The sequence below is a fragment of the Phenylobacterium sp. genome, assembly GCF_004299445.1.
GTDB lineage: Bacteria > Pseudomonadota > Alphaproteobacteria > Caulobacterales > Caulobacteraceae > Phenylobacterium.
The window spans coordinates 72,965-97,091 of sequence record NZ_SCTC01000057.1 but is presented as its reverse complement, the minus strand read 5'-3'; the positions used below and the strand labels follow the sequence as shown (position 1 = coordinate 97,091).

The 24,127-nt window shown below is 68.9% G+C and carries 26 protein-coding genes and 1 pseudogene; 7 read left to right on the top strand and 20 right to left on the bottom strand.

Annotated features, from left to right (window positions below):
- Nucleotides 1–82: 82 nt before the first annotated feature.
- Both EPN98_RS16150 and EPN98_RS16145 read right to left on the bottom strand, forming a co-directional pair.
- Nucleotides 83–2,101 carry an elongation factor G gene (locus EPN98_RS16150; protein ID WP_293363937.1) on the bottom strand — a complete coding sequence of 673 codons (2,019 nt, stop codon included), beginning with the start codon at nucleotides 2,099–2,101 and terminating at the stop codon, nucleotides 83–85.
- A 180-nt stretch (nucleotides 2,102–2,281) separates the two neighbouring features.
- Nucleotides 2,282–3,844, bottom strand: coding sequence for an EAL domain-containing protein (locus EPN98_RS16145; RefSeq protein ID WP_293363936.1), 1,563 nt, complete (start codon nucleotides 3,842–3,844; stop codon nucleotides 2,282–2,284).
- A 129-nt stretch (nucleotides 3,845–3,973) separates the two neighbouring features.
- On the opposite strand from EPN98_RS16145, the gene EPN98_RS16140 reads away from it, so the two are divergent.
- Nucleotides 3,974–5,065, top strand: a complete 1,092-nt coding sequence (locus EPN98_RS16140; RefSeq protein ID WP_293363935.1) for a Ca2+-dependent phosphoinositide-specific phospholipase C — start codon at nucleotides 3,974–3,976, stop codon at nucleotides 5,063–5,065.
- Here EPN98_RS16140 and EPN98_RS16135 read toward each other — a convergent pair.
- The 3 genes and pseudogenes from EPN98_RS16135 to EPN98_RS24540 all read right to left on the bottom strand — a co-directional run.
- Nucleotides 5,062–5,550 (bottom strand): hypothetical protein, encoded by a 489-nt coding sequence (locus tag EPN98_RS16135; RefSeq protein WP_293363934.1) that lies wholly within the window; start codon nucleotides 5,548–5,550, stop codon nucleotides 5,062–5,064. The genes EPN98_RS16140 and EPN98_RS16135 overlap by 4 nt on opposite strands.
- A gap of 108 nt (nucleotides 5,551–5,658) precedes the next feature.
- Nucleotides 5,659–5,877, bottom strand: coding sequence for a cold-shock protein (locus EPN98_RS24545; RefSeq protein ID WP_366558486.1), 219 nt, complete (start codon nucleotides 5,875–5,877; stop codon nucleotides 5,659–5,661).
- A 189-nt stretch (nucleotides 5,878–6,066) separates the two neighbouring features.
- A pseudogene (locus EPN98_RS24540) lies at nucleotides 6,067–6,297 on the bottom strand (cold-shock protein); the annotation flags it as partial.
- 144 nt (nucleotides 6,298–6,441) lie between these two features.
- Here EPN98_RS24540 and EPN98_RS16125 point away from each other — a divergent pair.
- A complete protein-coding gene (locus tag EPN98_RS16125) occupies nucleotides 6,442–7,023 on the top strand; it encodes a TIGR00730 family Rossman fold protein (protein WP_293363932.1) in 582 nt (193 codons plus the stop codon).
- Between the two features lie 137 nt (nucleotides 7,024–7,160).
- On the opposite strand, the gene EPN98_RS16120 is transcribed toward EPN98_RS16125, so the two are convergent.
- From EPN98_RS16120 to EPN98_RS16100, 5 genes are all read right to left on the bottom strand, one after another.
- Nucleotides 7,161–8,192, bottom strand: coding sequence for an amidohydrolase family protein (locus EPN98_RS16120; RefSeq protein WP_293363931.1), 1,032 nt, complete (start codon nucleotides 8,190–8,192; stop codon nucleotides 7,161–7,163).
- Between the two features lie 89 nt (nucleotides 8,193–8,281).
- A complete protein-coding gene (locus tag EPN98_RS16115) occupies nucleotides 8,282–8,842 on the bottom strand; it encodes a hypothetical protein (protein WP_293363930.1) in 561 nt (186 codons plus the stop codon).
- 21 nt (nucleotides 8,843–8,863) lie between these two features.
- A complete protein-coding gene (locus EPN98_RS16110) occupies nucleotides 8,864–9,775 on the bottom strand; it encodes a M56 family metallopeptidase (RefSeq protein ID WP_293363929.1) in 912 nt (303 codons plus the stop codon).
- Nucleotides 9,776–9,938: 163 nt separating this feature from the next.
- Nucleotides 9,939–10,760: a M56 family metallopeptidase gene (locus tag EPN98_RS16105; RefSeq protein ID WP_293363928.1), complete on the bottom strand. Its 822-nt coding sequence runs from the start codon at nucleotides 10,758–10,760 to the stop codon at nucleotides 9,939–9,941.
- Nucleotides 10,750–11,124, bottom strand: coding sequence for a BlaI/MecI/CopY family transcriptional regulator (locus EPN98_RS16100; protein ID WP_293363927.1), 375 nt, complete (start codon nucleotides 11,122–11,124; stop codon nucleotides 10,750–10,752). Before EPN98_RS16100 ends, EPN98_RS16105 begins: the two co-directional genes overlap by 11 nt.
- 115 nt (nucleotides 11,125–11,239) lie before the next feature.
- Between EPN98_RS16100 and EPN98_RS16095 the strand changes: the two genes are divergently transcribed.
- The 3 genes from EPN98_RS16095 (at nucleotide 11,240) to EPN98_RS16085 (ending at nucleotide 13,892) form a co-directional block, all read left to right on the top strand.
- Complete coding sequence (locus EPN98_RS16095) at nucleotides 11,240–12,556, top strand: amino acid permease (protein WP_293363926.1); 1,317 nt, start codon at nucleotides 11,240–11,242, stop codon at nucleotides 12,554–12,556.
- A 29-nt stretch (nucleotides 12,557–12,585) separates the two neighbouring features.
- Nucleotides 12,586–13,608, top strand: a complete 1,023-nt coding sequence (locus tag EPN98_RS16090) for an SRPBCC family protein (RefSeq protein ID WP_293363925.1) — start codon at nucleotides 12,586–12,588, stop codon at nucleotides 13,606–13,608.
- 65 nt (nucleotides 13,609–13,673) lie between these two features.
- A complete protein-coding gene (locus EPN98_RS16085; RefSeq protein ID WP_293363924.1) occupies nucleotides 13,674–13,892 on the top strand; it encodes a hypothetical protein in 219 nt (72 codons plus the stop codon).
- Nucleotides 13,893–13,928: 36 nt separating this feature from the next.
- On the opposite strand, the gene tauD is transcribed toward EPN98_RS16085, so the two are convergent.
- Nucleotides 13,929–14,801, bottom strand: a complete 873-nt coding sequence (gene tauD / locus EPN98_RS16080; protein ID WP_293363923.1) for a taurine dioxygenase — start codon at nucleotides 14,799–14,801, stop codon at nucleotides 13,929–13,931.
- Nucleotides 14,802–14,937: 136 nt separating this feature from the next.
- Here tauD and EPN98_RS16075 point away from each other — a divergent pair, with 136 nt between their 5' ends.
- The gene (locus EPN98_RS16075) at nucleotides 14,938–16,173 is read left to right on the top strand and encodes an acyl-CoA dehydrogenase family protein (protein ID WP_293363922.1); all 1,236 of its coding nucleotides are present in this window, start codon (nucleotides 14,938–14,940) and stop codon (nucleotides 16,171–16,173) included.
- 31 nt (nucleotides 16,174–16,204) lie between these two features.
- On the opposite strand, the gene EPN98_RS16070 is transcribed toward EPN98_RS16075, so the two are convergent.
- Nucleotides 16,205–18,373 (bottom strand): ATP-binding protein, encoded by a 2,169-nt coding sequence (locus EPN98_RS16070; RefSeq protein WP_293363921.1) that lies wholly within the window; start codon nucleotides 18,371–18,373, stop codon nucleotides 16,205–16,207.
- A 618-nt stretch (nucleotides 18,374–18,991) separates the two neighbouring features.
- Here EPN98_RS16070 and EPN98_RS16065 point away from each other — a divergent pair.
- The gene (locus EPN98_RS16065; RefSeq protein ID WP_293363920.1) at nucleotides 18,992–19,345 is read left to right on the top strand and encodes a hypothetical protein; all 354 of its coding nucleotides are present in this window, start codon (nucleotides 18,992–18,994) and stop codon (nucleotides 19,343–19,345) included.
- A gap of 45 nt (nucleotides 19,346–19,390) precedes the next feature.
- On the opposite strand, the gene EPN98_RS16060 is transcribed toward EPN98_RS16065, so the two are convergent.
- Genes EPN98_RS16060 through EPN98_RS16025 form a run of 8 tightly spaced genes read right to left on the bottom strand, consistent with a single transcriptional unit; the run spans nucleotide 19,391 to nucleotide 24,123 of the window.
- Nucleotides 19,391–19,864 (bottom strand): hypothetical protein, encoded by a 474-nt coding sequence (locus tag EPN98_RS16060; protein ID WP_293363919.1) that lies wholly within the window; start codon nucleotides 19,862–19,864, stop codon nucleotides 19,391–19,393.
- Nucleotides 19,864–20,463, bottom strand: coding sequence for a response regulator (locus EPN98_RS16055; RefSeq protein WP_293363918.1), 600 nt, complete (start codon nucleotides 20,461–20,463; stop codon nucleotides 19,864–19,866). The genes EPN98_RS16060 and EPN98_RS16055 overlap by 1 nt, the downstream gene beginning before the upstream one ends.
- A 4-nt stretch (nucleotides 20,464–20,467) precedes the next feature.
- Complete coding sequence (locus tag EPN98_RS16050; RefSeq protein WP_293363917.1) at nucleotides 20,468–20,830, bottom strand: hypothetical protein; 363 nt, start codon at nucleotides 20,828–20,830, stop codon at nucleotides 20,468–20,470.
- Nucleotides 20,830–21,393: a chemotaxis protein CheD gene (locus EPN98_RS16045; RefSeq protein WP_366558485.1), complete on the bottom strand. Its 564-nt coding sequence runs from the start codon at nucleotides 21,391–21,393 to the stop codon at nucleotides 20,830–20,832. The genes EPN98_RS16050 and EPN98_RS16045 overlap by 1 nt, the downstream gene beginning before the upstream one ends.
- Nucleotides 21,390–21,779: a response regulator gene (locus tag EPN98_RS16040; RefSeq protein WP_293363916.1), complete on the bottom strand. Its 390-nt coding sequence runs from the start codon at nucleotides 21,777–21,779 to the stop codon at nucleotides 21,390–21,392. The genes EPN98_RS16045 and EPN98_RS16040 overlap by 4 nt, the downstream gene beginning before the upstream one ends.
- A gap of 1 nt (nucleotide 21,780) precedes the next feature.
- Nucleotides 21,781–22,803, bottom strand: a complete 1,023-nt coding sequence (locus tag EPN98_RS16035; RefSeq protein WP_293363915.1) for a chemotaxis response regulator protein-glutamate methylesterase — start codon at nucleotides 22,801–22,803, stop codon at nucleotides 21,781–21,783.
- Nucleotides 22,800–23,684 carry a protein-glutamate O-methyltransferase CheR gene (locus EPN98_RS16030; protein WP_293363914.1) on the bottom strand — a complete coding sequence of 295 codons (885 nt, stop codon included), beginning with the start codon at nucleotides 23,682–23,684 and terminating at the stop codon, nucleotides 22,800–22,802. The genes EPN98_RS16035 and EPN98_RS16030 overlap by 4 nt, the downstream gene beginning before the upstream one ends.
- A 1-nt stretch (nucleotide 23,685) precedes the next feature.
- Nucleotides 23,686–24,123, bottom strand: a complete 438-nt coding sequence (locus EPN98_RS16025; RefSeq protein ID WP_293363953.1) for a chemotaxis protein CheW — start codon at nucleotides 24,121–24,123, stop codon at nucleotides 23,686–23,688.
- Nucleotides 24,124–24,127: the final 4 nt, after the last annotated feature.

The following is a 24,127-nucleotide window of genomic DNA, read 5'->3' as shown; positions in this document are numbered from 1 at the left end:
TGGGGCAGTGAGGGCCAAGCTCCGAGGGTGGGGAGGATCGACACTTCCCCACCCTGATCGCTTCGCGATCCGTCCCTCCCCATTAAGGAAGGGAAGCCCGCGTGCCCTGCGACGCCTCGTCCGCCAGCCTGCCGTGGAGCTCGCTCATGTGGTCGAAGTCGGCCTCGAACGCCCCCAGGCCCTGGGTCAGGCCGCGCAGCTCGGCGATCAGTCCCTGCCGTTCGCTCTGCGGCAGGTAGGCCTCGATGCGCTCCCAGCCGCGCCAGTCCTCGCGGGGCGCCAGCCCCAGGATCTGGCCGCGCCGGGCCGTCAGGGCCGAGGTCACGTGGCTGGCGCTGGGCGTCGGCGAGAACACTGTCAGCTTCTCGATCGGCTCGAGCAGGATGGTGCCCGTCTGGGCCATCGCCTCCTCGATCGCCAGGCGCCCCACGGTGCGGAACGCCATTTCCGAGGAGTCGACGCTGTGGGTCTGACCGTCCAGCAGGGTGACCTCCAGGTCGGTGACCGGGAAGCCCTTGGGCCCCTTGGCCAGGCCGTCGCGAACGCCCATCTCGACCGCCGGGATCCACTGCTTCGGCACGGCGCCGCCCACCACCTTCGAGGTGAACACGAAGCCTGAGCCGCGGGGCAGGGGCTTCACCTCCACCGTGATGTCGGCGAACTGGCCGTGGCCGCCCGACTGCTTCTTGTGCCGCGACCGCTGCTGGACGCCGCGGGCCAGCGTCTCGCGATAGGGCGTCCGGGGCTGGACCGCGTCGATGTCGACCCCGAACCGCCGCTTCAACCGCTCCAGCGCGAGGCGCACGTGGCCCTCGCCCTGGCCCGATAGCAGCACCTGGCGCTGCTCGGCGTCGTGGGTCAGCGACAGGCCGGTGTCCTCCTCGATCAGCTTGTTGAGGGCCCCGGACAGGCGGACGTCGTCGCTGCGGTTCTTCGCCGACAGCGCCACGGCGAACAGCGGCCGACGGGCCCGGGCCTGCGCCCGCACCGCCTGCGGCTGGCCGGTGGTGGACAGGATCTGCCCCGCCGCCGCCTGCTCGACCTTGCCGATCGCGCAGATGTCACCAACTGGCGCCTCGCCCAGCTTCTTCAGCGCCGAGCCCTGCACCTGGCTGAGCCCGCCGGCGCGGCTGCGCGTCCCGTCGGGCAGCACGAACTCGGCCCCGTCCGCCAGCTTGCCGCCGAACACCCGCGCATAGGCCAGCTTGCCGGACTGGCCCGCATAAGCCGCCTTCAGCACGTAGGCGCCGGAGGTGATCCCCAGGCGGTTGGCCGCCATCTCGGTCGGCGGCGTCTCGTGGCGCAGCGCCTTCAGCAGGCGGCGGACGCCGAACCCGTTCTGCGCCGAGCCGAAGAACACCGGCACGATCAGGCCGTCGTTCATCTCCTTGACCAGGTCGGTGAAGACCACGTCGCGGCTGGGCGTCATGTCGGACAACAGCTGTTCCATCAGCGCGTCGTCGAAGTCGGCCATCTGCTCCAGCATGTGGAAGCGCGCGTCGGCTTCCTCCTTCTGCAGGTCGGAGGGGATCTCGACCTGCTCGGATGGCTTGCCGGGCCGGTAGACGAAGCACCGCTCCAGGGCCAGGTCGATGTAGCCGGTGACCTTGTCGCCGCTCCACGTCGGGATCTGCCGCGCCACCAGCGGCGCCGACGAGACGGGGGCCAGCGCGTCCAGCAGGTCCTGCAAGGCGCCGTGGGCGTGGTCCATCTTGTTGATGAAGAGCGCGTGCGGCACGCCCAGCCGCTCCAGCTCGCGCAGGGTGGGCTGCAGAAGCACGGCCTTGGCCGGGTCGGGCTCCGCCACCACGATGGCCAGGTCCACGGCCGGGAGCGCCGGATCGATCTCGGCGCAGAACTCAAGGGATCCGGGGCAGTCGACGACGACATAGTGGTCGCCCATGAAATCGAAGCCGGCGATGTTCAGCTCGACCGAGTGTCCGCGCGCCCTGGCTTCGGGACTGGAGTCTCCCACCTCGCCGGGCCGCACCGCCTGACCGGTCGCGGCTTCCAGCAGGGCCTCCATCAGGGCGGTCTTGCCGGAGCTCGTGGGGCCGACGAGCGCAAGCGCCCGAACCGACCCCTTTTCTCGGATTGCCATGGTCACGTTCTCCCATCACCGAGGGCGCTCAGGGCGCCCCGTCTCGCGGGAGTGTCGAGCCGCCCTTGCGCGCGGTTATGGACGGTCGGCGACCGGAACTCTGGGCCGGTCAGACGCCGCCCTGTGGCAAAACTCTACGCCCGGAAATCTGCGGCGCGCGTCTCACGAAGCCGTGAGGTTTCAGGACGCTTCGCGAACCACGCCCTTCGCAAAGCTCACGTCCTGAATCGGCGTCGCCGTGGCGCGGCCGTAGAGCCATCCCTGGGCATAGTCCACGCCCGCCCGGCGCACGGCGTTCTCGGCCTCGGGCGTCTCCACCATCTCGGCGACCGTCCTGACCTTGAGCTCGCGGCACATGTTCACGAGGTGGCGCACGAACGTCGCCTCGCGCCCGCCGTGCTGCAGGTCGCGGATATAGCGGCCGTCGATCTTGACCACGTCCAGCGTGAGTTGCTGCAGGTAGGCCAGCGAGGCGGCGCCCGCGCCGAAGTCGTCGAGGCAGACGTCGCAACCCGCCCCGCGCAGCGCCTGCACGTGCCGGTCGGCCAGGGCCAGGTCCTCGATGGCGGCGCTTTCCGTCACCTCGAACATCAGGCGGCCCCGGGCCCAGGGCCGATCGCGCAACAGGTCGGTCGCGCGGGCGACGTATCCTTCGCTCATGATGCTGCGCCCCGACACATTGACGGCCAGCCTCAGCGCGGGGTCCTTGCTGAGCACCGCCAGCGTCTCTTCCAGCACGGCGCCGTCCAGCGCCTGGATCAGATCCATCTCCTCGGCCATGCGGATGGCGGGGAACGGGCTGCCGTTCGTGCCGAAGCGGACCAGCACCTCGTGGTGGTGCAGCGCGCCGCCGGCCAGCGCCACCACCGGCTGGTAGGCCAGTGTGAAGCGGCGGTGGCGGATCGCGGCGCCCAACGCCCCGCTGCGGCTCAGCGCCGCCTCCATCGCCTGCTCCAGCGCCGCGGCCAGGTTGTCTGGCAGGGGCCGGGCAAAGCCGTCCTTCAGCACCTGGTCCAGGGTGAAGCGGAGCGCCTGCGCCATCTGCCGCGGCCGCACCGCCCCGGTGAGCGGCATGGCGGCCACGGCCGGCGCCACGTCGTTCAGGCCCGCATCGGACAGCCATCGGGTCAGCCTGCCGAGCATGGCCGATGTCGGCTCGTCGCGTCCGCGGAGCAGGGCGTAGCGGTCCTGGCCCACCGCGGTCGGCGCTTCGCCCAGGTAGGCCTGCGCCCGCAGCGCGCCTGCGACGAAGGCTTCGAAATGCTGTGGCGCCCCGGCCGCCGCGGCGGCGCCGAGACCGCCGAGATCGACGAAGGCCAGTTCCAGATCCTGGGACGCGCCCGCCAAAAGCTCGGCGGCGCGGCTCGCGAAGGCCTCGCGATCCTGCAACCCGACCACACGGGGACCCCGCGCGCGGGCGACGCCGCACGAGATCGCGCCCTGGTTCTGCGGCAGGCGGATGGCCGAGAGGGCGGCGAACCTGTCCGCCGATCCTTCGACGCCCACCACGACCGGCCCGGCGCGAGCGCCATCGTCCAGACCTGCGAACAGCGCTTCGACCATCGGGTGATCGGCGGCGTCGATAAGGCTGCGCCAGGACCGGCCGGCCAGCTTTGTGTCCGGGACACCCAGCGCAGCCTCGCCGGCGCCCAGGGCGAGGCCGACCCGACCGTCGAGGCGAATCTCGAGAAGCAGGTCGGCCGCAGCAAAGCCGAAGCCGAGGAATCTGTGGGGTGTGGACAAGAGGCTTCCTTCGCTCGCCACAATGACGGGCCAGCCTTAAGACAGCGTTCCACCGGACCCGGCGCCGGAACGCGTTCCCTGGACGTGGGCGTCACGCTAGCGTCGCGAACCCTCCGCTAGGAACGACGTATGCTCGCCGCCCTGATCGCCGCCGCCGCTGTCTCCGCCGCCTGCGACCTGGAGAAGCCCTCGGGCCAGCCCGGCTGTACGCGGGCCGCCGTCGACGCCCTGCCGATGAACGCCATGCAGGCGATCGGCACCCACAACAGCTACAAGATGGCCATCGCGCCGAACGAACTTGCGATGATCCGCGCGATCAACCCCAAGGAAGCCGACGCGATCGACTACAGCCACCCGCCGCTGACCCAGCAGCTGGACGCCGGCGCCCGGCAACTGGAAATCGACATCGTTTACGACCCCGACACCGGCCTCTACGCCGCGCCGCTGGGCTTCAAGATGGCCGGCGCCAAGGCCGAGCCCTACGACTTTACGCCCTACCGCCAGCGGGGCCTGAAGGTGATCCACGAGCCCTCCGTCGACTACCGTGTGACCTGTCCGCTGTTCGTCCAGTGCCTGAAGGAAGTCCGCGCCTGGTCGCTCAGGCATCGCGACCACGTTCCGCTGATCATCCTGCTGAACCTGAAGGAAGGCGGCCCCTCGATGCCCGGCGCGATCAAGGCGCCGCTGTTCGACGCCAAGGCCATGGACCTCGTCGACGCCGAGATCCGATCCGTGTTTCCGGAGATCGATCTGATCACGCCCGACAAGGTGCAGGGCAAACACGCCACCCTGCGCGAGGCCGCCGCGGCCGGCGCCTGGCCGTCGCTGAAGGCCGCGCGCGGCAAGGTGATGATCGCGCTCGATTGCCCGCCCGACCAGGTCGCCCGCTACCGCGGGGATCGCAAGGTGCTGGAAGGGCGCGCGGCCTTCGTGAACGTCGACGAGACGTCGCCGGCCGCCGGCTACATCACGCTGAACGAGCCCAAGGAGCAGGCCGCCCGGATCGCGGCGGCGATCAAGGCGGGGCTCATCGTGCGCACCCGCGCCGACGCCGACACCCGCGAAGCCCGCACGAACGACACCTCGCGGCAGGCCGCCGCCTTCGCTTCGGGGGCGCAGTATGTCTCCACCGACTACATGACCCCGGATGTGCGCTTCGGGCCCTATGTGGCGAAGCTGCCGGGGGGCGGGATCGCGCGGCCATCGCCGGTTCGGCCCTAGCGCTCGTCGGCTACGCGGTCAGCGGCCGGCATGGCGGAGTCGGCGGCCGCCGGCGTCTGGGGGATCACTGTCAGCTCGGGCGTCTTGTCCTTGTCGCCGAACAGGCCCTGGGCGACGCGCTTGAAGATGAAGCCGCCGGCGAACTTGCCGACGGGTCCGGCCACCGCCGCGCCCGCGAGGCCGCCGGCGACGCCAAGGGCCGTCGTGCCGACCACGGTCTTGGCCCCGCCGCCCTTGTCCTCCTTGGCCACGATCACCGGGGGGACGGTCGTGGGCGGCTCGAGTTGGGGAGGCGCTGCGCCGGCTTCGGGCGCCGGCGGCGGCGGGACGGTGACCGCGTCGGGCGCGGGTCGGGTCGGCGCCAGCGTGGGCGTGGGCGCCAGGACCGCGGGATGCGGCGGCTCGGAAAGCGGCAGGGTTTGCGCCATGGCGGCGCCCGGCGCAGCGATCAGGCTACAGGCGGCGATGCTGAGAAAGGGACGCACAATCAACGCTCCACGAGGTTTCTCGCTTGGAGCGTTCTCAACGCCGTAGGGGCGTTGCGGTTCAGCCGGGGCTGAACGGGGGCCCGCTGGAGCAGGCCCCCAGGAGCGTTAGCCCGAGACCTTCAGGTTGGTCGCGGAGGTCTTGCCCGAACGACGGTCCTGCTCGAGGTCGAAGTTGACCCGCTGGCCTTCGTTGAGGCCCGACAGGCCGGCCTGCTCGACCGCCGAGATGTGGACGAAGATGTCCTGGCCGCCACCCTCAGGCTTGATGAAACCGAAGCCCTTGGTGGGGTTGAACCACTTCACTTCGCCCGAGCCGGAGCCCATCACGGCGCCGCGGTCACGACCGCCGCCGCCGCCGCCGAAGCCGCCGCCGCCGCCGAAGCCGCGGTCACGACCGCCGCCGCCGTAGCCGCCGCCGCCACCGCCGCCGTAGCCGCCGCGGTCACCGCCGCCGCCGAAGCCGCCCGAGCGACGCGGCGCAGGGGCGCCCGCCTCGGTGACCACGATGCCGGTCGCCGCCAGCTTGCCCGAGCGCCGATCCTGCTCGAGTTCGTAGGCGACCTTGTCGCCCTCGTTGAGGCTGTCGAGGCCTGCTTGATTCAGAGCCGAAATGTGAACGAAGACGTCTGCGCCGCCATCGTCAGGTTGGATGAAACCGAAGCCTTTAGCCGTGTTGAACCACTTAACCGTGCCGCTCGCCATTCGTCGAAACCTAACCGCAAATAGAAGTCCCGCGCCGCCCATGGGGATGCGCCCGGCTAATCGCCCTGACGAGCCGTACAGAAGTTGTAGCCGCGGAATTTCCGTTAGACCAGCGGTCGTGACACACGCTGGTATTCGGAATAAGGGAGCGACCCTTTCGCCACAGCTCTGCAGTCAGGCGCTGACTTGAAGAACATCTGTGTTTTCTGTGGGTCATCGCCTGGAGCGGACCCGAAATTCATGCAGGAAGCGGTCCTTTGCGGGACCGCCATCGCGCAGGCCGGACTGACCCTGGTCTATGGCGGCGGCAAGACCGGATTGATGGGCGCCGTGGCCGACGCGGCGTTGGCTGCGGGCGGTCGCGTGCTGGGCGTGATGCCGGAGGATCTGGTCAACGCCGAGATCGCGCATCGGGGCCTGACCGAGCTGCACGTCGTGAAATCGATGCACGAACGCAAGCTGAAGATGGCCGATCTGTCGGACGCGTTTCTGTGCCTCCCGGGCGGCCCCGGCACGTTCGAGGAGATCTTCGAGCAGTGGACCTGGGCGCTGCTGGGCATCCACGCCAAGCCGTGCGGGTTCGTGAACACCAGCGGCTATTACGACCTGATGGCTCAGACGATCCAGAAGATGGCCGACAGCGGGTTCATCGGGCAGCAGTACGTCGACATGCTGATCTACGCCGACGCGACAGAGCCGGCGCTGGAGGCGTTCCGCAACTACGTCGCGCCGGCGCCCAAGTGGAGCAACGCCAAGCCCCGGCCGTAGCGCCCCCTCCACCGCTTCGCGGTCCCCCTCCCCCGCAAGCGGGTGAGGAACTGGGGGGCGATCTTTCCGCATCAGTTCCTCCCCCATGCCAATGGGGGAGGGGGACCGCGAAGCGGTGGAGGGGGCGCTGGCGCGCCTCAGAGCTCCAGCCGATACACCTTCGTCGCGGTGCCCGAGAACAGCGCCGTCTTCTCGTCGGCCGAGGCGCCCGCGGCGATGCGTTTGAAGGCGTTCCACAGCACCGCGTAGGTGCAGCTGCCCATGTCGACCGGGAAGTTCGACTCGAACATGCAGCGATCGGCGCCGAAGGCTTCGATGCAGGTCTCGATGTACGGGCCCCACTCCTTCGCCAGCTGTTCCGACGGGACCCGCGGCTCGGCCAGGAACGAGGGGAAGTTGCAGAAGGCCATGGCCAGGCCGCCCAGCTTGACCACCACGTTGGGCGACTTGGCCAGCTCACGGATGTTGTCGCGCCAGATCCCGAAGCGTTCGTCCAGCTTGCCGGTGTAGGCGCCGCGGCCGATCGGGGTGCCCACGTGGTCGAGCACGATGGTGGTGTCGGGGAAGGCGCGAGCCAGGTCGATCAGGTCGGGCAGCTGCGGCTCCAGCATCCAGGCGTCGAACGAGAAGCCCATGGGCGCGAGGTGCCTGAACCCCGCGCGGAAATCGTCGCGCAGATAGTGGCCGGCCTGCATGCGATTGAGCGGGCCCAGCACCTCGGGATCGGCGTCCCACGAGGCGCTGTTGCGGATGCCGCGGAAGCGCCCGCCGCCCGCGCGGTCATGCGCCTCCAGCACCGCTTTCACGCCATCGCCCAAGGTCAGGTCGGCGCGGCTGACGATGCCGGCGCACGCGCGGGTCGGCCCGTACAGGCCGCTGGCGCTCATGGCGGCGACGCCGTTCACGAACTCGGTCTCGCCCACCGGCCGCAGCTCGACCGGGCCGTCGGCCTTGTAGAAGGCGCCGCACTCCAGGAAGACCGTGGCGATCACGTTGTGGCCGCTGCCGGTGTCGGCCAGCAGCTCGTCCAGCAGGTAGCGCTGGGCCGGCTCGATGGCGGTGGTGAACGGATGCTGCGGGCCCGTGGGCCGGGGCGCCATGCTGCGGTCCCACAGGTGGTGGTGCGGATCGACGATCGGCAGCTCGGGGTCGAGAATGGCTTCCGGCATCGTTTTCTCCCGCTTGCTTGTTGCGCGCACGGTAGCGGGCTGACGTGGCGACCTTCAACCGCCGAAGGACCAGGTGAGGTTAAGACCGATCATTCGCTGCGCCCCATGCCGCTCCAGGTCCCGGCCAGCGCGTTCACGCCTTTGGCGCTGCCGACCCGGGCCTGATCTCCGATGATCCAGCCGGCAGGGCACGCGCCCTCGCGCCGGAAGCGCCGCACCTGCTTGGCCGTCGCGCCGCTTCCGTCCAGCGCCGTCAGCGAGAAGGCGGCTGTGAAGTCGCGGCGCAGGTCGCCGCTGCGGTTGAGCGTCAGGCCGAAGCGGCGGCCGTCGATCTCGCAGCGCACGGCGTAGAGGTTGGGCGTGTCCACCGCGTCGCGATGCGGCAGGCAGGGGCGTCCCCAGATCTCGGCGTCCGCCCGGGCGAAGCCGTCGCGCATTGACTGGTCGACGCATACGTCCAGAGCGCCGTTGACGACGCCCCTATGGTCGAGGCTCTCGACGCGCCAAAGCTCAGGTGGGTCGACGTCGGCCTGCAGGTCGGTCAGCCGCGACTGGCGCTGGGGCGCGCTGCAGGCGGCCAGAACCAGCATGACAGGGACGAGCAGGATCGCAGGCGCGAGCCGTCGCGCCCGGCAGGGCAGGGTCTTCACGGGAGGCCTCCGAAGTCGGGCTTAGGGCTGCGCGGTCGGGCGGCGCGGGGCGTCGACCAGCATCACCGAGACGGGGCGTTTCGCCTGCTGCTCGAGGAAGACGATGACCGGCGGCGGATGCTTCTCGCCGGGCGGCTGGGCGTTCCAGGCCATCAGGGCGGCGGTGACGATCGCGACGCCCAGCAGGACCGGGCCCGTGATCCCGTCATGGCTGACCGGCCGGGCCAGGGTCACCACCCGCACCTCCAGCGGATGCGGCGCGGCGGCGGGCCAGTGGCAGCCGAAGGGCAGGGCCTGGGTCGCGAGCTGGGTCTTCAGCAGGGTGCGGGCATAGAGGGCGCGGTCGTGCGGGCGGGCGCGCAGGACGCCGGCGTCGCAGGCCAGCTCCTGATCCAGCCGCATCAGGTGGGCGGCCACGTGGACCAGCGGGTTGAACCAGCAGATCGCCTGGAACGCGGTGGCGAGGGCGCCGGCGCGGGGATCGGCGCGGGCGATGTGCTGGCGCTCGTGGGCGCGGATCAGCTCGCGCTCCTCGGCGGAATAGGCGCCCTCGTCGCGGGGCATGATGATCCGCGGGTTGACCACGCCCACCACCGACGGTCCGGCGCAGCCCATGCGGGCGGCGGCCATGAACTTCATCTGGGCGCGGGCGAACAGCGCGACGGCCAGCGCCAGCCCGGACACCCACAGCGCCATCGCCAGGGCCGAGTGATCCTGCGCCAGGGCGAAGGGGTCGGCCGCCGGATCGTCCAGCAGCACCGGCGGCGGCATCAGGGTGGCGACGAACGCGATCGGCGGGATGGCCCAGAGGCCGTAAGCCAGTTCGGGGCCGAAGCGGCGACGCATGGGCAGCCGCAACGCCAGCACCACCAGGATCGCCAGGGCCCCGACCAGGTTGGCCCGGATGATCGCCGCCAGGATATCACTCGCCATCGGCGTCCAACTCCGCGATGAGCTGCGTCTTACATGCGTAGCCTGATGTGAAGTTACGCATGTAAATTCCGCTGTCAAGCGACGTTGCAAGGTCACAATCGGGCGACCTGCGTGACGGCGGATTTATGGCGCAGCTGGTCCGAATTCGGGCGGGATCGGCCGTCTAGGGACGGATGGACTCGACGGTGGCGCTGACCACGGCGGAGCCGTCGCCGCGCCCGGGCTGGCCCGACCGGCGCTTGAGCAGGCCGATCCGCACCTCCAGCGGGTGCAGGCCGCGGGCGGGCCAGTAGCAGCCGAAGGGCAGGGGCGTGTGCGCCAGCTGGGTCTTGAGCAACGTTTGGGCGTAGAGCCCGCGCGCCTGCGGCCGGCTGCGGATCACCGCCGCATCGCAGGCCAGTTCCTGGTCCAGCCGCACCAGGTAGGCGGCCAGATGGACCAGAGGGTTGAACCAGCACAGGCACTGGAGCAGGGCGGCCGCCGCAGCGGCGCGGGGGTCCTTGCGCGCCACGTGCTCGCGTTCGTGCGCCCGGATCAGGTCGCGTTCCGGGGCCGTGTAGCCGCTGTCCTCGGAAGGCAGCACGATGCGCGGATAGATCAGCCCGACCACGGCGGGGCCGGCGCGACCGGCGCGCACCTCGGCCATGAACTGCGCCTGCGCCACGGCGAAGATCAACGCCAGCGCCAGCGCGCCCAGCGCCCAGACCCCGCCCAGCACCGTGGCGGCGGCGGGCAGGTCGAACAGCGCCCCGACGGGCGTGTTGGCGTGGGAGACCAAAATAGCGACCGGCGTGGCTGCGGCGGCCAGCGGGGGCAGGATCCAGAGATTGTAGGCCGCGCTGGGACCGATCAGCCGCCGGATCGGCAGCCGCAGGATGGCGACGGCTGCGACCGCCACGCCGCCCACCACATTCGCCAGCACGAACGCGCTGGCGAGGAAGGCGCCGGGCTCGGGGCCGAAGATCGCCTCGAGGCTACTGGCCATCGTCGTCCAGCTCCGCGATCAGCTTCTTCAGCCGGGCCACCTCGGCGGGCGACAGCGCACGGTGCTGGGCATAGTGGGCGACGAGCGGGGCCAGCTGGCCGCCGAACAGGCGGTCGAGCAGACCCTGGCTTTCGCCGGTGACGTACTCCTCGCGGCTGACCAGCGCCTGGTAGAGCGCGCGGCCCCCCGAGCGCTCGGACTTCAGCGCCTTCTTCTTCAGGAGGCGGTTGATCAGCGTCTTGACGGTGGCCTCGCCCCACGCCTGTTCCCGGCCCACCGACTGCACCAGCTCCTCGGCGGTGAGCGGCCCCCGGGTCCATAGGGCTTCCATGATGTGGCTCTCGGCGCCGGAGATTTTCGACATGTGTGGGTTCTTCGGATCTTACGCGCGTAGCAAGCTCCCGACGTTACGCGTGTAAATTGGACTGTCAAGCCCGTCGGGGACCTTCCATAGTCACCTGAGTCCCGGGGGCGATTTGATGGCGGAAGCGGCAGCGGCGCAGGCGAACGTCCCGTCCCACCACGGCAAGGTCGGCGTCATGGGGGCCGCGGCCCTCGTGGCGGGCTCGATGGTCGGCTCGGGCGTGTACCTCCTTCCGGCCACCTTCGGCGCCGTGGGCTCGATCTCGATCCTGGGCTGGGGGGCCGCCACGCTTGCCGCCCTGGCCATCGCCGGCCTGTTCGCCTGGCTCTCGCAGGCGGCGCCTGAGGCCACGGGGATGGGCGCCTACGTCCAGGCCGGCCTGGGCCAGTTCTTCGGCGTGCAGACCACCGTGGCGTTCTGGACGCTCTGCTGGATCGGCAACGTGGCGGTCGCGCTCGCCGTCGTCGGCGCGGGGGCCTACCTCGTGCCGGGCCTCAACGAGGCCGGCCCCCGATTGGGCGCCACCCTGGTCGTCCTCTGGATGGCCGTCGCGATCAGCTGGATCGGCCCCCGCGCCGTCGCCCGTATGGAGGGGCTGACCCTGGGCGTCGGCCTGCTGCCCGTGGCGGCCGCGGCGATCGGCGGCTGGCTTTGGTTCCAGCCGCAGGTGTTCCTCGACGCCTGGAACCCGCAGGGCCTTGGCTTCGGCGAAGCCATCGGCCGTTCGGCGTTGACCGCGTTCTGGGCCTTCCTCGGCCTGGAGTGCGCCGCCGCCGCCGCCGGCGTCGTCCGCGACCCCGTCCGCAACGTGCCTCGCGCCACCCTGGTGGGCGTGGGCGGGGTGGCGGTGCTCTACATCGCGGCCACCTCCGTCGTGATGGGCATCATCCCGGGCGCCGAACTGGCCAGCTCGACCGCCCCGTTCGCCGACGCAGCCCGCAGCGTCCTCGGCCTCGGCCTCGGCGCGGTGATCGCGGTGTGCGCGCTGCTCCGCGCCGCCGGGTGCCTGACCGGCTGGACCCTGGTCACCGCCGAGACCACCCGCAGCGGCGCCGACGCCGGCGCGTTCCCCGCCATCTTCCGGACCCGTCCAGGCGAGCGCGCCTCCGAGATCAACCTGCTGGCCGCCGGCGTCCTGATGAGCCTGATCGCCGCGCTGACGGCGACGCCCACCATCGGCGAACAGTTCGGCACGCTGGCCAACATGGCGGTGCTGCTGGCGCTGTACTGCTACATCCTGGCCGGCGTTTCCCTGATCCGGCTGGCGGGTCGGTTCGAGGGGGGCAGGCGCACCTGGGCCATCGCGACCGCGGCAGCCGCCATCGCCTGCTCGCTGGCCCTGATCGCCCAGGCCAAGCCCCTGGAGCTGGCCCTGGCCGTCGTGCCGCTGGGTGCCGCAGGCCTGCTGTATCTTTGGCTGCGTCGGCGCTAAAGGGCGCGCGATCCAGCGGAGGCGGCGCTATGCTCCCGGTCGAACTCTATCGCGGCGACGAGGCCCTGCGGACCGACCGCCAGCGCGTGATCCGGCCAAGCTGGCAGTTCATCGGCCACGAGCGCCAACTGCCCGCCCCCGGCGACTACCTGGCCGACGTTCTGGGCGGCGCGCCGGTTGTCGTGGTGCGCAAGGGCGATGGCGAGTTGGCCGGCTTCCACAATGTCTGCCGCCACCGGGCCGGCGCTCTGGTGGCCGACGGCGCCGGCCACTGCGGCGACGCCTTCACGTGCCGCTACCACGGCTGGAAGTACGCCCTGGACGGGCGCCTGCGCAGCGCGGTCGACTTCGGCGTCCTGCCAGGCTTCGACCCCCGCGAGTACGGCCTCTACCCCGTGCGGCTCGAGACCTGGCGCGGCCTGATCTTCGTGAACCAGGACCTGGACGCCCGGCCGCTGGCCGACCTGATGGCGCCGCTGGCGCGTCGCTGGGCCGACGAGCAGTCGTCATTCCCGCTGGTGGAGGCGCGCCGCCACGACATCCGCTGCAACTGGAAGGCCTACGTCGAGAACTATCTCGAGGGCTATCACATCAAGAGCGTGCACCCCGAGTTCGACGGGGACGTCGTGGTGGCCGAGTACCGGACGGAGATCGAGGACGAGGTGATCTTCGCCCATGCGCCGCTGCGCGATGCGTCCGTCTACGGTGGCCTATGGGTGTGGCTGTGGCCGAACCTGGCGATCAATGTCTATCGGCACGGCTACATGGTCGAACGGATGACGGCCGTGGGCCCGGCTCACACCCGGCTGGACTACTTCTACTTCTTTGACCCGGCCTGCGCCCATGAGCTGCCGGCGCTGTTCGAGTTCTCCGACCTGGTCACCGTCCAGGACCTGCAGATCTGCGAGAAGGTGCAGCGCAACCTCGAGGCCGGCGTCTATCAGGGCGGGGTCCTCTCGCCGAAGCACGAGCAGGGCGTGGCCTGGTTCCAGGACCGCGTCGCCGAGCGCCTGGGGCTGCCCAGGCCGCCCACGCTGGCCGTTGTCGGGTAGCGTCGACGCCTCAGCAGAAGCGCTCGGCCCGTGCTATGGTGGGCCTGCAACTACGGAGCCCGCCAATGAAGCTCTCCGACGACGATCGTGATCGTCTGGCCCTGCACAGCGCCTTCGCGGTCCATCAGATCGCCCGGTGGATCGCCACCCGGGACGACGTGCCCAAGGACATCCGCGACCGTCTGCGCGGCCACATCACTGCGCTGGAAGGCGTGATGGTGACCAGCGGCCACGATTGGATTCGCGACGAGATGGAAGCCACGGAAGCGGCGTTGAACGCCTAGATCGGATGCCGATCCGGCGCGACGCCAAGCCGAGTCCTACTCGGCCGCCAACGCCTGCGCGGGCTTTCGCGAGTGGTGATAGGGGCGGTCGCCGAGGATCGTGGCGCGGTTCATGATCCGACGGTGCGGCAGGTAGTCGTTGACCGCGTAATGCTGGGTGATCCGGTTGTCCCAGAAGGCGATAGCGTTCGGACTCCAACGGAAGCGGACCTGAAACTCGGGTTTGGTCACATGCTCGAACAGCATGCCCAGTATCGCGTCGCTTTCCTTTCGCCGCAGGCCCTTGAGCCGCTCGGTGAAGCCGAAGTTCACGAACAGCGCGTCCTCGCCGGTCTCGGGATGGGTGCGAACCACCGGGTGCAGCACGGGCGGGTGCTCGGCCATCGCCTTCGCGTGCTTCTCCGCCCCGGCCGCATTGGCGACGATGCCGCGCTGCGGAAATCCGCGGGCGAAGTCGTGCACGGCGTCGAGGCCTTCCAGATAGCCGCGGAACGACGGCGACAACGCCTCATAGGCGGCCTTCATGTTCGCCCAGATCGTGTCGCCTCCGCTGGCCGGCAGGCTCTTGGCATAGAGGATCGAGCCCATCGGCGGGGTCTCGATGAAGGTGACGTCAGTGTGCCAGCTGTCGTTGTCGGTCGGGTTGTCCTTGTGGTTGTCCAGAATGAACAGCTCAGGCGCCTCGGGCACGCCGGGATAGAGCGGATGAGTGTGCAATTCGCCGAAGCGGGCGGCGAAGTCGCGGTGCTGAACGGGCGTCAGGTGCTGGTCTTCGAAGAACAGGACCTGATGCTTCAAGAGTTCGGCGCGGAGCGCGCCGGCCAAGTCTGCCGATACGCCCTGCGAGAGGTCCAGGCCCTCGACCACCGCCCCGATCGTGGGCGTCAGCGCCCGCACCGTCATCGACATCACGCGTCTCCTTGCGTCCCAGAGGGAACGATATCCCGGACGCCACGTCAAAGGCGGGCGCTTTCCACTTGCCTGCGTGAGGTGGGCGCCGCACCGTGTTTTCCAAATTCAAACAACTGTTGGGAGACGCGCCGCCATGTCCATCGACTTCGAGATTCCCGCCGAGGCCAAGGCCATCCGCGAGCGCGTCCGCCAGTGGGTCCATGACGAGTGCATTCCCGCGCAGGAGCGGATCACCGACAAGGAGAGCTACAAGAAGGTCATCGACGAGCTGCGCACCAAGGCGCGCGCCCAGGGCCTCTGGATGCCCTTTGTGCCCAAGGAGTACGGCGGCATGGGCCTGGGCCCGCTCGCCAACGCGCTGGTCCAGATGGAGTTGGGCGAGAGCTACATCGGCGCACTGTCGATGAACTCGCAGGGGCCTGACGACGCCACGATCCTGACGCTCATCGCCCACGGCACGGAGTATCAGAAGGAGAAGTTCCTCAAGCCCCTGCTGAACGGCGAGAAGCGCGTCTGCTATTCGATGACCGAGAAGGCCGCGGGCGCCGACGCCACCGGCATGCGCACGACCGCGGTCAAGGACGGCAACGAGAACTACGTCCTGAACGGCGAGAAGTGGTTCTCCTCGGCCGCCAGCGCTGCGGATCTGGCCCTGGTCATGGCCCGCACCGACACCGAGGGCCCGCGCCATCAGCAGTTCTCGACGTTCATCGTCGAGCTGCCGAACCCGGGCTACAAGATCAAGCGCGACATCCCGACCATGGCCGCCGAGGGTCCGCTCAGCCACATCATGGGCGGCGGCCACTCCGAGATCGAGATCAAGGACCTGGTGGTTCCGGCCGAGAACATCGTCGGCGGCGTGGGCCGCGGCTTCGACATGGGCCAGCACCGCCTGGCCTACGGCCGCCTGCGCCACGGCATGCACAACATCGCCATGGCCCAGCGCGCGCTGGACCTGGCCGCGGCGCACATCACCAACCGCGAGACTTTCGGTTCGGCGCTGCACAAGCGCCAGGCCGTCCAGTTCATGATGGCCGAGTGCGCAAGCCAGCTCTACATCAGCCGCCTCATGCTGCTTCACATCGCCTACAAGGCGGAAAAGGGCATGGACATGCGGCAGGAGAACTCGATCGCGAAGGTCTACCTGGCCCACATGGTCCACCACGTGGTCGACACCGCGATCCAGCTGCACGGCGCCCTGGGCTACAGCCGCGATACGCCGCTGGCCGCCTGGTACACGCACATCCGCTCGCAGCGCCTGGTCGACGGGCCCGACGAGGTGCACCGCTGGACGGTGGGCCGCAATGTGATCAAGGCCTTCCAGGCGACGGGCACCACGGCAGGAGCCTGCGGCGGCGACCTGCTCTAGCTTGAGGCGAAGGGGCCGAGCAGTCCTGCGTTCAGGAGGCGATACGCTCGGGTATCGCCTCTTCCATTGATGCGGCGCCGATCAATGCGCCCAGCAGGTCGCGCACGTTCAGCGGCTTGGCCACGACGTCGTCCATTCCCGCAGCCCGATAGCTCGCCACCTGGTGCGGCATGGTGTTGGCGGTGACCGCGAGGATCGGGGTACGCGGGCGGCTCATCAAAGTCTCGCGGGCGCGGATGGTCATGGTGGCGGTGGGGCCGTCCATGACCGGCATCTGGACGTCCATAAGGATCATGTCCCAATGCGCCGACTCCCACGCGCGTACGGCTTCGGCGCCGTTCTCGACGAGGGTCGCCTCGATCCCCAACTGGCTCAGCAGCGTTTTCAGAACGATCCGGTTCACGTCGTTGTCCTCGGCGGCCAGAACGCGCAAGCCACTCGACGCGAGGGCGCCCGTGAGCGGGGCGGGACGATCCTCGGACGCGCCATCGTCGACCCGGCCCAGCGGCAGCTCCAGCGCAAAGGTGCTGCCCACGCCCGGCGCGCTGCTGGCGGAGATCGCCCCGTCCATCGCCCGGCACAGCTCCTGGCAGATGGCCAGTCCAAGGCCAGTGCCGCCGTAGGGGCGGGTGGAAGACTCATCGGCCTGGACGAACTTCTCGAACAGGCGGCCGATGCGGTCGGGGGGGATGCCGATGCCGGTGTCGGCCACCTCGATGCGCACCCCGGTGGCGGTCAGCGCGACCTGCACCGAAACTTCGCCGGACTCGGTGAACTTGACGCCGTTCGAGATCAGGTTGGTGAGGATCTGGCGCAGGCGGCCGGCGTCGCCGCGCCACAGGCCTTCTAGGCCCGGGTCCAATACCAGCGGGAACGACAGGCCCTTTGCGGCCGCCTGAGCGGCGAAGGCGTCATGGGCGCTGCGGACCACGGCCTGCAGGTCGAACTCGCCCATTCGAAGCGTCAGTCGCCCGGCGTCGATGCGCGCGATGTCCAGCAGGTCGTCCAGCAATTCCAGCAGGGCGCCGCCACTGTTTCGGATCACCTTCAGGCGCTCACGTTGGCGCGGCTCCAGGTGCTCGAGGTCCATCGCCTGCGCCATGCCCAGCACGCCGTTCAAGGGCGTGCGGATCTCGTGGCTCATCCGGGCCAGGAAGTCGCTCTTCGTGCGATTGGCGGCCTCGGCGGCCAGACGGGCCTCCTCCTGGACCTGGACCGCGCGCCGGGCCTCGGTCACGTCGTCATAGGCCGCCAGGCACATGCTCCACGGTGCGCCGTTCGCGTTCGCTGTGGCGCGGTAGTGAACACGGATGGTGCGAGTCGAACCATCACCCAGCACCATGGTGGTCTCGAAGGGCGGCATGGCGCCGTCGGCGTCGATGGCGTTCATCGCCTCTGCGAAGGCGGGCAGGAAGTCCTCCCCGAATCCGCCAGCGCCGCCGAAGCGCGCGAAGAGGCTCCGCGCCTCGGCGTTGGCTTCGACCATCTGGACGGCGTCGAAAACCGACGCCCGGCTGGGGTAGAGCTCCAGCAGCACGTCGCCGAGTCTCGTCCGTCCACGCGCCGCCGCCGTAAGGCTGGCGTAGAGATTCTCGGCGTTGAAGCACACCCGCGCCATGGGGCTGTGGTGGAACACCTGGCGCCAACGTAGCTTGTCAGCCTCGGCTTCGCGCATCGCCGCGCGCATGGCGTTGCGCTCGGCGGCCAGTGTGATCGTCGCGCGGACAATGAAGATCGTGTAGCCCACCCCGCCCAGCGCCATCAGCAGCGTATCGCCCAGCGGCACGTCGGCCCCGCCCGCAAACCCGACCCACAGCGGCGCGGCGATCAGGCCCATCGCCGGCGGCGGCACGAGGGCCCACATCGCCAGCCGTGAACCCGACGACTTGAGCGCATTCGCCAGCGACACCGCACACAACAGGAAGCATGCCCCGGACAGTGTGGTCGCTGTCGGGGTCATGATGATAACGGCGGCGAGACTCGAGAAGATCAGGGCGCTTGCGCACTGTGCGAGGAACGCTGAGCGTCTGTGGGTCCAGGGATCCGGCGCGGCGAGGGCGCGGCGGCTGATGATCGTCTCAATCAGCCCGGCGGCCAGGGTGGCGGCGTACCAGACGCCCAGCCAGTTATTCTGAGTGGCGAGCCAGGCCAACACGCCGACCAACCCGGCTTCGACCACCCGGGTTCGGTGCGCGCGCACGCGCCGACGCAGCACAACCTGGAAGCTTCCGCGCTCGTCCCTTGTTGGACGCACAGCGAGGCTGGCGGTCATCGAACCGTCACTTCGCAGACGCCAGAGGGGACACGCATCGCCTGATGCCTCACCGAGTTACTCAAAATGAGAAATAGGGTGGGGCGGCCTAATCTGCGGTTAATTGTGGGAATCTGGAGAGGTTTCAGGTGTAGAAAACCGCCGAGATTTCGCATCTCGGCGGATGTGTGTGGATTAACGCGTGCCTTGTCTGGCGAACATCACGGGCGCCGTAGATTTTGTGGCGCTAGTGCGACGATCTGGCGCACGCCGTTAGAAATCGCCTGAGTGGATCATCGGGGTGATCTTAACGACCAGGCAACAAACTCATGTTTGCTTGTGCGTACGAGTTCGGCGCGCCCGGCGCCACCATCGCCGGGATGCGACGTTGACCCGGCTGGAGCGCCACCCCCCGCTCCGGCCGGGTCCTCAATCTGAATCTCACCCCTTGACTTTTGCACCGGTGCGACAACCCGCCGCAACACCACCAACGGTGGCGACGTCCAGTGGTATCCACGCGTTAACGGTCGCGCCGTAACGCTGAGGGCAAGACCAAGAGGACCACCCGTGTCGCACCCCATGCTCTCGACGAATGACGACCTTCGTCGCGCCGTTTGCGCCATGAGCGCCGACATCGAAGCTGCTCTGGCGCTGAGCCGGGCTGCGCTGCACGCCGTGGCGACCCTGTCGACGGCTCATTGCGCGGCGACGGAACTGGCGCTGGATGAAGAGCTGGAGCGGGCCCACGAGTTCTCGGCGATCCGCACGGTCGAGGTGCTTGAGGACGCACGGTCGCGGCTTCAGCTGCTGCCGGCTCAGATGGCTCTGATGGGGGTGTTGGAGGAGGCTCTCCAGGCCGCGGCCGATGCGTTGCCCGATCTCGAAGAGCCGTGGGACGCTGAAACGCAACGCCCGCAATAGGCGCCCGCCCCTGTCTTCGGGACGCTAGGCGTCGCCGGCGGGGCGTCAGCCGTTCGGAAGCACCCGGGCGCGAACGCGGCGCAGGCCTTCCAGGATCGTATCGGCGCCGGCGGCTTCGGCCTTGTCGCCCAGGCTGGCGAGAAGGCGGATGCCGTCCACGTGCACATCAATCGAAGGCCAGTTCACCGACTCGCCGCCGCGGAAGCTGTCGGCCAGGTCGCACAGGCTGAACGCGGCCTCGGCCAGCCCCTTCAGGCCGAAGGTGCCCGCCAGGCCAAAGATCGCGTTGGAAATGTCGTAGATGGTGTCGAAGGCCTTGGGGTCGCTGCCGTTCTTGCCCGCGCTGACGGCCGCCGCCATAGCCTCTGCCTTCTCCACGAGAGACGCCAGCGTGACGTCGCGAACGCCCTGGACGCGAATCTCGGCGGCCCGGACGTGCTCTGCCACGGTCTTGCCGCCGGGCCTGTCGGCGAGCTTGGCCAGCTGGTTCTCGACGGTGAAGATGCGGGCGGTGGACATCAAATGACGGCTTTCGGCTTGAACAGGGCGTCGATTTCGTCCTGTCCGAGGTTTGGCGTGGAGGCGGCCCCGACTTCTGCTGACAGGTCGTCATGTCGGCGACCCTTCATGCCGACGGGCGGACCCAGCGCCTTCACGCGGCGATCCGGACCACAGTAGCCGGGCGAGGTTACGAATTTGCGTTGGTCGTTCAGCAGCCATAGAATCCGCTGCATCATCACCATCGGCGCGACCGGCTTGCGCACCACGAAGCTGGCGCCGGCGTCGCGACCCTTGAAGATCTGCGACGGCTTGGTGTGACCGGTGAGCAGGATCACCGGCGCGTAGCAGTTTGGCGCGACGTCGCAGCGGCGCAGCCAATGGATGAAGTCATAGCCGGTCTGGTCCTGCAGAGCGCTGTCGACCACGATCAGGTTCAGGATCCGCTCATTGATCGACGTGCGGGCCTCTGCGCCGGTCAGACAGCGGCGTGGTGTGTGCACGCCGAAGCCCGCGAACATCTCGGCCAGAATATTGAGCCCCTCAGGATCGCCGCAGGCCAGCATCACCTCTGCGGTCGAGAGGTTGACCCGTTCTGTTTTGGTATAGGGCAGGCTCAAGACGTTAGTCCCAGAAGGTCATCATCTCGCCCGTCTCCGGGGCGGGGCTCATGGTGGGGCCCGACAGGCGACGCGCCTGTTCGGCGAGGGTCAGGGTGCGGATCGCAGCCTCGATGTCCGCTGCGAGGCCGGCCGGCGCGGCTTCGGCCAGGGCGCCCACGAAATTCGCGAGGCCCGACAGGCGTTGACTGAGCAGATCGGCCGCCTGAGCGTCGATCAGCAGGCTGGGATCGCTGGGCAGCGCCGCGCTGACGAGCCGCGAGATCACGCCCTGGATCTGGTCGCCCAAGTTCACCAGATCGCTGGCCTCCTGGGCTACGAGGTCCAGGGACTCGCGCAGGCAGGGCAGGGCGGCTCGCCCGCTCATCAGAAGAGCTCCAGAGCGCCGGTGTCTTCCACCTTCGCGATGGGCTGGCGACGCTCGGTCGCGAAGACCTTGGACTCCGTGGGGGCGAGTAGAATTTGGCGGGCGCGGCCGCTGACCGGCCAGTACTGGATCCGGCGCGCGCGATCACCGCGCAGCGAGCCGCCCAGGTAGTTGAGTCCTTCGTCACGCACGAACTGCTCGGCGAACGCCGAATTTTGAGCGCCCACATCCGACAGGCCATCGAACAGGTGAGCCCCGCCGAACAGCTTGACTTCCATCCGTTCCCGCCGCGCGCCCTTGCGCAGCAGCGCGTTGAGCAGGAGTTCCATGGACTGCACGCCGTAACGCAAGCCTTCGTCGCCCGTGGAGCCGGGCAGGAGGAAGTGGTTCATCCCTCCGATCCCCAGCGCCGTGTCGCGGATGCACGCAGCCACGCACGACCCGAGGATCGTGGTCAGGACCACATCGTCGCCGTCTGCGACATGGAACTGCCCCTGGATCACGTGGATCTTGCGCAGCTCCGCGTCGTGTGCGGGGTCTTGGGCGTGCGAAGTGAAGCTCACGCGAGGACGCCGAAGATCGCTTCGATCTTTTCCTTGAGGGTGCCCACGGTGAACGGCTTCACGAGGTAGTTGTTGACCCCGAACTGCACCGCCCGCTGCACCAGCTCCTTGTCGGCTCGGCCGGTGAGCATGATGAACGCCGTCTTCTGGATCGGCGGATGCGAGCGAATGGCTCGCAGCAGCCCCAGGCCGTCCAGCTTGGGCATATTGTAGTCGGAGATGACGAGGTGAATCGGCCGCGCCAGCATCTGGCGCAGGCCTTCCTCGCCATCCGGAGCCTCATAAATGGTCCGGAAGCCGAGCTGTTGCAGGCCTGTGCGAACCAGCGAACGCATGGTTTGCTGGTCGTCGACGATTAGACAGGTGAGGGAAGAGCTCGCCGGCATCTCAGCGTTCCATTTCCTTGTTGGTCAGGTTTCGAACGGCCGGGCCCAGCCGCTCCAGGGGGAGTTGGCGTTCCACCGCGCCCAATTCGTGGGCGGCGCGGGGCATGCCGTAGACAACGCAGGTGGCTTCGTCCTGCCCGAGGGTGCGACCGCCGGCCTGGCGGATCGCGAGCAGGCCGTTGGCGCCGTCCCGACCCATGCCGGTCAGGATGACGCCGACGCTTCGGTCCTTCGCGCACTTCGCGACGGAATTGAACAGCACGTCGACCGAGGGGCAGTGGCCGCTGACCGGGGCGCCCCGGGTGACCCTGCACCGCAGGTGCTTCGTACCCTCGACTTCCAGGTGGAAGTCGCCGCCGGGCGCGACATAGACGCGGCCGGGGACCAGCGGATCGCCGTCGCGGGCTTCCGAGACCGTGGCCGCGCTGGCGCGGTTCAGGCGCTCGGCGAAGCTCTTGGTGAAGCTGGCCGGCATATGTTGGGTGATCACCGTCGGCGCGCAGTTGGCGGGCAGCCGCTCGATCATCGTGAGAAGCGCCTCGACGCCGCCGGTCGACGATCCGATCGCCACGATCTTGTCGTTCGGAGTGAAGTCGTCGGTGGTGTGGGGCTCTTCGCGCTTGATGCGCTGGCGGACCCTGGCCTTGGCGGCCATCTTCACCTTTTCGGCGATCTGCCGGAAACCTTCGGCGTCGGAGCCGCGCGGCTTCTCGATGCAGTCCACGGCCCCCAACTCGAGAGCGGCGAGCGTGGCGTCGGTGCCCCGGGCGGTCAGGGTCGAGACCATCACCACCGGCATCGGCCGCAGGCGCATGATCCGCTCGAGGAAGTCGATGCCGTTCATGTTCGGCATCTCGACATCCAGAGTGATGACGTCGGGGTTCAGCAGCTTGATGGCTTCGCGCGCCTGCAGCGGATCGCCGGCCTCGCCCACGACCTCCAGCTCAGGGTCAGCGGAAAGGGCCGCGCCGATCAGCTGGCGCATGACGGTCGAGTCGTCGACAACGAGTACACGGGTGTTCATCGGGCGCCCTCCTGGACGCGGCGATAGGTGGTGACGCCGTCGGGCTTATAGGCCGTGACGGCGGGGCCCTGGATCCGTTCGGAATGGCCGATGTAAAGGGCGCCGTTCACCTGGTTGAGAGGGGCGAAGCGGCTCCACAGGCGGGCCTGGGTGTCGTCTTCGAAGTAGATTGCGACGTTGCGGCAGAAGATGGCGTCGAACTTGCCCTTCATGGGCCAGTCGCCGATCAGGTTCAGTTCGTTGAAGGTGATCATCGAGCGCAGGTCGTCGCTCATGCGCACCCGGCCGTCACCGGCGCTGGAGGTCCAGCGTTTGCGGAACGCGTCGGGAATGCCCTCGAGCAGGTGCGGCGCGTACGTCCCGCTGCGTCCTTCGGCGACCATGTTCGGATCGATGTCGGTCGCCAGGATCTTGACGTCCTTGTCGACGGCCTCGGGCATCACCGATAGGATGGTCATCGCGATCGAAAAGGGCTCCTGTCCGCTGGAGCAGGCCGCGGACCAGATCCTCACCTTACCGCCGCGTCGCGCCGCGTCGAGCAGCGGCGGAAGCACCTTTTCCTTCAGATGATCGAAGTGGTGCGGCTCGCGGAAGAACCGGGTCACGTTCGTCGTAAGGGCCGCCAGCATCTTCTGGCGCTCGTCCACGCCGTTGCCGTCGGCGACCAGCTCGCAATAGTCCTTGAAGCTGGTCAGGCCGAGGGCGCGCAGGCGCTTGGCCAGGCGCGAGTAGACGAGCGTCGCCTTGGCCTCGGGCAGGGAAATGCCGGCGTCGCCATGGACCATCGCCGAGATCTTGCGGAAATCGGCTTCGGTGAAGGCGAACTCGCCGTCGACCATATTGGCGCCCTGGCGCGTAGATGTCGTCGCGGACACGGTCATGTCAGGCGGCTTCGAGTTCCACGTTTTCGGGCAGGACGCGGTCGAGGCCGATCAGGCTGATCATGCGGCCGTCCATCGCGATCAGGCCGCGGATGAACGACTTCGCCGTTTCGGACGCCACGTCCGGCGTGGGCTGGATCACGTCGTCGGTGACCGTCAGGATGTCGCTCACCGCGTCGACCAGCAGGCCCACGACCTGTTCGCCGATCTGGGCGACGATGATGACGTTGCGGTCGCTCGCTTCGGTGCTCTCGAAGCCCAGGCGCGAGGCCAGGTCGACGATGGGCAGCACAGCGCCGCGCAGGTTGATCACGCCCTTCACGAAGGACGGGGATTGTGGGAGCGCGGTGGCGGCGGTCCAACCGCGGATCTCGCGGATGGCCATGATGTCGACGCAGAACTCCTGCGCGCCGATCCGGAAGGAGATCAGCTCTTTCATGCCG

Bases quoted from the DNA above. Each gene is read 5' to 3' on its own strand.
- EPN98_RS16075 (WP_293363922.1), top strand. From the start codon at position 14,938: ATGTCCATCGACTTCGAGATTCCCGCCGAGGCCAAGGCCATCCGCGAG.
- EPN98_RS16090 (WP_293363925.1), top strand. From the start codon at position 12,586: ATGCTCCCGGTCGAACTCTATCGCGGCGACGAGGCCCTGCGGACCGAC.
- EPN98_RS16040 (WP_293363916.1), bottom strand. From the start codon at position 21,779: ATGCCGGCGAGCTCTTCCCTCACCTGTCTAATCGTCGACGACCAGCAA.
- EPN98_RS16150 (WP_293363937.1), bottom strand. From the start codon at position 2,101: ATGGCAATCCGAGAAAAGGGGTCGGTTCGGGCGCTTGCGCTCGTCGGC.
- EPN98_RS16060 (WP_293363919.1), bottom strand. From the start codon at position 19,864: ATGTCCACCGCCCGCATCTTCACCGTCGAGAACCAGCTGGCCAAGCTC.
- EPN98_RS16025 (WP_293363953.1), bottom strand. From the start codon at position 24,123: ATGAAAGAGCTGATCTCCTTCCGGATCGGCGCGCAGGAGTTCTGCGTC.
- EPN98_RS16120 (WP_293363931.1), bottom strand. From the start codon at position 8,192: ATGCCGGAAGCCATTCTCGACCCCGAGCTGCCGATCGTCGATCCGCAC.
- EPN98_RS16085 (WP_293363924.1), top strand. From the start codon at position 13,674: ATGAAGCTCTCCGACGACGATCGTGATCGTCTGGCCCTGCACAGCGCC.
- EPN98_RS16100 (WP_293363927.1), bottom strand. From the start codon at position 11,124: ATGTCGAAAATCTCCGGCGCCGAGAGCCACATCATGGAAGCCCTATGG.
- tauD (WP_293363923.1), bottom strand. From the start codon at position 14,801: ATGTCGATGACGGTGCGGGCGCTGACGCCCACGATCGGGGCGGTGGTC.
- EPN98_RS16140 (WP_293363935.1), top strand. From the start codon at position 3,974: ATGCTCGCCGCCCTGATCGCCGCCGCCGCTGTCTCCGCCGCCTGCGAC.
- EPN98_RS24545 (WP_366558486.1), bottom strand. From the start codon at position 5,877: ATGGGCTCCGGCTCGGGCGAAGTGAAGTGGTTCAACCCCACCAAGGGC.
- EPN98_RS16035 (WP_293363915.1), bottom strand. From the start codon at position 22,803: ATGAACACCCGTGTACTCGTTGTCGACGACTCGACCGTCATGCGCCAG.
- EPN98_RS16110 (WP_293363929.1), bottom strand. From the start codon at position 9,775: ATGGCGAGTGATATCCTGGCGGCGATCATCCGGGCCAACCTGGTCGGG.
- EPN98_RS16050 (WP_293363917.1), bottom strand. From the start codon at position 20,830: ATGAGCGGGCGAGCCGCCCTGCCCTGCCTGCGCGAGTCCCTGGACCTC.
- EPN98_RS16105 (WP_293363928.1), bottom strand. From the start codon at position 10,760: ATGGCCAGTAGCCTCGAGGCGATCTTCGGCCCCGAGCCCGGCGCCTTC.
- EPN98_RS16095 (WP_293363926.1), top strand. From the start codon at position 11,240: ATGGCGGAAGCGGCAGCGGCGCAGGCGAACGTCCCGTCCCACCACGGC.
- EPN98_RS16030 (WP_293363914.1), bottom strand. From the start codon at position 23,684: ATGACCGTGTCCGCGACGACATCTACGCGCCAGGGCGCCAATATGGTC.